Consider the following 5153-nt stretch of genomic DNA (forward strand, 5'->3'; position numbering starts at 1 on the left):
GGGGTGCCGTCGGGGTGAAGGGGACTGGCCCGGACGGGGGGTGCACCGGCGTGTCGCTGGGACAGACGGGTGGCGTGATGACCCGGCTGGGCGGCCCGGATGGTGCGCCGCCACGGCCTGACTGACGGTGGTTCATGTCGAGGCCGGGTCCATTCAGCTGATGCCGAATCCGCTGCCCGGCCGCGTCGGAAGGACCTCGACATGCGTTCTGCCCGCATCATCCTCGCCACGGCGGCCGCAACCGCCGCCCTCTCCTTCTCAGTGCCCGGGGCCGCGTTCGCCGTACCGGCCGGGGACGACTGGGGCCGCGACGACTCCTCGTACAGCAGCGACCACGACAGCGATTCCGGCCGGGGCAAGGGCTCCGACAACGACCGGGGCAAGGGCTCCGGCAAGGACCACGACAACGACTACAGCACGGAGCGCGGCAAGGGCGGCGGACACGACGAGCCGCGCGGCGGGATGCACACGGGCGGCGGCGCCCTCGCGGCCGTCCGTGGCGACGACTGGGGGTCGGGCGGCGACGACAGCAGGTTCGACCCCGACACCTACCGCGACAAGGACCAGGGCGGTGGCAAGGAGAGCGGCGGCGGCCGGGACGGCGGTGGCAAGGAGAGCGGCGGCGGCAAGGAGAGCGGTGGCGGCCGCGACGGCGGCGGTAAGGAGAGCGGTGGCGGCCGCGACGGCGGCGGCCGGGACAGCGGTGGTGGCAAGGACGACTGGGGCGGCGGCGACGACCACGAGAAGCCCCACGGCGGCATGCACACCGGCGGCGGCGGCCTCGCCCAGTCCGGTGTCACCGCGGGCGGCCTGGCCGTGCTCGCCGTAGGCGCCACGGGCCTGTACGCGCTGCGCCGCAAGAAGGCCGTCGCGCCGGCGTCCTGACCGCTCACCCGCCTCTGCGGGGACCGCGGACGCCGCCGGCGCGCACCGTGCCGGCGGCCCGCACCCCGCGAGCCCGAACCCCGTGCTGCCGTGCCGAATGAGGTGGTGTCCGAATGGCAGCAGCTCCCCCCTCCCCACCCCCCGACGAACCGGCGCGGGACGAGCGGCAGTCCGGCCGCGGCGGCCGGCTGACCCTGTGGGGCGTGGCGATCGTCTTCCTCGGCGTCAGCCTCTTCGGCGGCCACCACGGGTCACAGGAGATCCCGGCCGCACCCCGCGCCTCCGGCCCGACCAGCTCCGTACGGTCCGACGCACGGCCCACCGAGGCCGACGACGCGCTGCCGCACTCCGTGCCGATCAGGCTCCTCATCCCGAAGATCTCGGTGGACGCGCCGTTCGCCGCCCTGTCCCTCGGCCCCACGGGCCAGCTCGAACCGCCGCCCGCGGAGAACACCAATCTGGTCGGCTGGTACGCCAAGGGCGCCACGCCCGGCGAGACCGGCACCTCGATCATCGCCGGGCACGTCGACACGGTGACCTCGGCCGCCGTCTTCGCCAACCTCGACCGGCTCGAACCCGGGGACCGGTTCTCCGTCGACCGGGCCGACGGGCGGACCGCGAACTTCGAGGTGGACGACACGGAGACGTTCGCCAAGGACGACTTCCCGAGCGAGCGCGTGTACGCCGACGCCGACCGCCCCGAGGTCCGCCTGATCACCTGCGCGGGGGACTACGACCACTCGGTGAAGGACTACACCGACAACCTGGTGGTCTTCGCCCACCTCGTGTGAGGCGTCCGCGCCGCCGGTCCGTCCCCGCCTCCGCGCCGGGCGCCGCCGCCGGGTTCCGGCCGGCCGCCGTGCACGAGTTCCTGGGCGACCAGAGNCCCCCCCCCCCCCCCCCCCCCCCCCCCCCCCCCCCCCCCCCCCCCCCCCCCCCCCCCCCCCCCCCCCCCCCCGGCCGGCCCGTGCGCCTTGTGCCCGCGACGGCACGGTGGAACGCTTCCGTCCGCCGGCCCCGAGCCCGACCGGCGGGGGGCGTGAGCACCGGTTTCCCGGGTGACGGACAATCTCCGGGTGCCGGTCGTGGGACGGAACGGGGAGTGGAGCGATGGAGCTGGAGCTGCGGCACCTGCGGGTGCTGTGCGCGATCGCCGACGCGGGCAGCGTCGGACGCGCCGCCACCCACCTCGGGTACTCACAGCCCGCGGTCAGCACCCAGCTCAGGCGCATCGAGCGCCATCTGGGCGAGCCGCTCTTCGAGCGCGGCGCGAGCGGAGTGCGGCCCACCCGGTACGGCGCCGAGGTCGTCGCCCAGGCTCGGGACGTGCTAGCCCGCGCCGACGCCATCGGCCACCGCAGACCCGCCGCCACGCCCCGCCGGACCCTGCGGGTGGCCTCGACCAACTCGCCCGTGCTCTCGGGCACGGTGTCCCGTGTCCGCAGCCGGCTGCCCGACCTCTCCCTCACCCTGACCAGCGTCTACGCCTCCTCGCGGATCGTCGAGCTGCTGGAGGAGGGCACCGTGGACGCCGCGATAGCCGCCGACTACCCGGGCATGGAGTTGCGGCACTCGGCCGCCGTGCGGCACCGGGGGATCGTCACCGAGCCGACGTTCGTGGCCCTGCCCGCCCGCCATCGGCTGCGCCAGTGCGCCCAGGTGCAGCTCGCCGACCTGGCCGAGGACGACTGGTTCGTGACCCCGGACGACGGCGCCGGCTGGCCCGGGGTGTTCTACGACGCCTGCGCCGCCGCCGGGTTCCGGCCGGCCGCCGTGCACGAGTTCCTGGGCGACCAGAGCCAGCTGCAGAGCATGATCGCCGACGGTCTCGGCGTCTCCCTGGTGCAGCCGACGCTGCGCCCCATCCCGCACGTCGCGGTCAAGCCGCTGGCCGGCTCGCCGCTGTGGTGCCGCTATGTGCTGGCCTGGCGGCCCGGCACCGTCACCGAGGACGTGGCCGACACACTCGTCCAGTCGGCGCTGGCCGCCTACCGCGATCTCGTCGCCCAGGCCCCGCACCTGAGGAGCTGGGCGTCGCGCACCTGGAGCATCGCCGGGGCCTGAGCCCCGGTCGGCCCGGGCGGGCCGCGATGTTATGAGCGAACAGTGTCATGTGCTATGTCACACGCCATTGTTGTCGCGGTCGACCCGCTGGGACAGTGCCACTCACGCCTCAACACCCCACAGAGGCGCGTCTTTTCGTGGAGGAACCCCAGATGCGCTATCGCTTCGCGCTGCCCAGACGCATGGCCGGCGCCGCCGCCGTCTGCGTCACTGTGGCGGGCCTGCTCTCGACCCCGGCCCTGGCCTCGCCCCAGCAGCACACCGGCACCACCGCCCGCACGGCCGGGAAGCACACCCCCGCCCCGCCGCCCGCCGGTCCGGCCACCGGGGCCACCGAGCGTCCCGCGGCCCCGGCGAGCAAGCTCAGCCCCGCTCAAATCCCGCCGCAGGCACCATCGTTCACGCGCAGCATGGAAAGCGCTCCACGCGGCGCGGCGAAGGCGGCGTCCTGTACACCGGCCGACTTCGGCACCCGGACCGCAAGCGCCCTCGTGGCGTTCGTGAAGGCGTCCACCCCGGACTGCGTGAACACCCTGTTCGCGGTCACCGGCCCGGACGCCCACGACGTCTTCCGGCAGGCCCAGATGGTCACCGTGGCGAATGCCTTCACGAGCACGGCAGGGAAGTACCGCGGGGACGGCTCCGGCGGCCTGGAACAGCTGGTGCTGTTCCTGCGCGCCGGCTACTACGTCCAGTTCAACCACGCCGGTGACGTGGGCCCGTACACCTCCAGGCTGACCTCCGCCGTCACGGCCGGCCTGGACACCTTCTTCGCCCGGTCGCACTCGCGCGACGTCAGCGCGGTCAACGGCGACATACTCGGCGAGGCGGTCGTCCTCACCGACAGTGCCGACCAGCAGGGCCGCTACCTGTACGTCTACCGGCGGCTTCTGAACGCCTACGACAGCTCCTACGACGCGGTCGACAGCATGGTCAGGGCCGTCAACGACGTCTACACGCCCCTGTGGCGCGGCAACTGGAACCCCGAGTATGTCCGGGCGGTGGCGGCCGACCCGCGCATCATCGACACCCTGTACGACTTCGCGCTGGCCAACACCGACCAGCTCGGCACGAGTCTGGCGTTCCTCGACTCCAACGCGGGCATGAACGTGGCCCGTTACGTCGAGCACCCTGAACTGCGCGACACCGCACAGCCGTTGACGAAGGACCTGCTCGGCGCGACCGCCATGACCGGCCCGACGGCCGGGCTGTGGGTGGCCGTGGCGACCCAGGCGAACTACTACGACGGTGCGAACTGCTCCTACTACGGCGTCTGCGACTTGCCGGGCAAGCTGACCGAGGCCGTCCTGCCCACCGTCCACCGCTGTGACGCGAACGTCAGCGTCCGCGCGCAGTCCCTGACCGCCGCCGACCTCGACGCCGCCTGCGGCAGTGTCCTCGGCCAGGACGCCTACTTCCGCTCACTGGTGAAGGCCGGCGGGCCGGTGCCCGGCCAGTACGTCTCGACCCTCCGGCTGGTCGTCTTCGCGAGCCGGGCCGACTACCAGACGTACGCGGGCGCGATCTTCGGCATCAGCACCGACAACGGCGGCATGACCCTGGAGGGCGACCCCTCGGACCCGGCCAACCAGGCCACCTCGATCATGTACCAGAAGGACTACGACGACGGCTTCGTGGCCCGGATCTGGAACCTCAACCACGAGTACACGCACTTCCTGGACGGCCGTGACGACATGCAGGGCGACTTCGGCCGGCAGATCTCGGTCCCGGACGTGTGGTGGATCGAGGGCGTCGCCGAGTACGTCTCCTACGGCTACCGGGGCTTCGCCGACGACCAGGCGATCCAGGAGGCCGGCAAGCACACGTACCGGCTGAGCACCCTGTTCGAGAACACCTACGACAACAGCGACGTGACCCGGACCTACCCGTGGGGCTATCTCGCCGTGCGCTACATGGCCGAGCGGCACCCCGACGACGTCCAGCGCATGCTCGCCCGGTTCCGTGCCGGTGACTACAGCGGCGGCTACGCCGTCTACCACGACGGCATCGGCACCCGCTACGACGCCGACTTCGACCAGTGGCTCACGGCGTGCGCCGCGGGCGCCTGCGCCAGGCCGGCGAAGGCCTGACCGGACAGCCGCGAAAAGCGGGGGGGGGGGGGGGGGGGGGGGGGGGGGGGGGGGGGGGCGGGGGGGGCGGGGGGGGGGGGGGGGGGGGGGGGGGGGGGGGGGGGGGGGGGGGGG

At 73.6% G+C, this 5153-nt stretch carries 4 protein-coding genes; all 4 read left to right on the plus strand.

Annotated features, from left to right (window positions below; all coding sequences use genetic code 11):
- The first annotated feature begins 201 nt into the window (after nucleotides 1-201).
- The 4 genes from V7E45_RS39480 to V7E45_RS39495 all read left to right on the plus strand — a co-directional run bounded on the left by V7E45_RS39480 (nucleotide 202) and on the right by V7E45_RS39495 (nucleotide 5039).
- Nucleotides 202-885: a hypothetical protein gene (locus V7E45_RS39480; RefSeq protein WP_333779115.1), complete on the plus strand. Its 684-nt coding sequence runs from the start codon at nucleotides 202-204 to the stop codon at nucleotides 883-885.
- Nucleotides 886-998: 113 nt separating this feature from the next.
- Entirely contained in the window at nucleotides 999-1676 is a 678-nt protein-coding gene (locus tag V7E45_RS39485; protein ID WP_333779116.1) for a class F sortase, read from the plus strand.
- A 319-nt stretch (nucleotides 1677-1995) separates the two neighbouring features.
- On the plus strand, nucleotides 1996-2949 hold the full coding sequence (locus tag V7E45_RS39490; protein WP_333779118.1) for a LysR family transcriptional regulator: 954 nt from the start codon (nucleotides 1996-1998) through the stop codon (nucleotides 2947-2949).
- A gap of 152 nt (nucleotides 2950-3101) precedes the next feature.
- On the plus strand, nucleotides 3102-5039 hold the full coding sequence (locus V7E45_RS39495) for a collagenase (protein WP_333779119.1): 1938 nt from the start codon (nucleotides 3102-3104) through the stop codon (nucleotides 5037-5039).
- Nucleotides 5040-5153: the final 114 nt, after the last annotated feature.

The organism is Streptomyces sp. IBSBF 3136 (assembly GCF_036815105.1).
GTDB lineage: Bacteria > Actinomycetota > Actinomycetes > Streptomycetales > Streptomycetaceae > Streptomyces.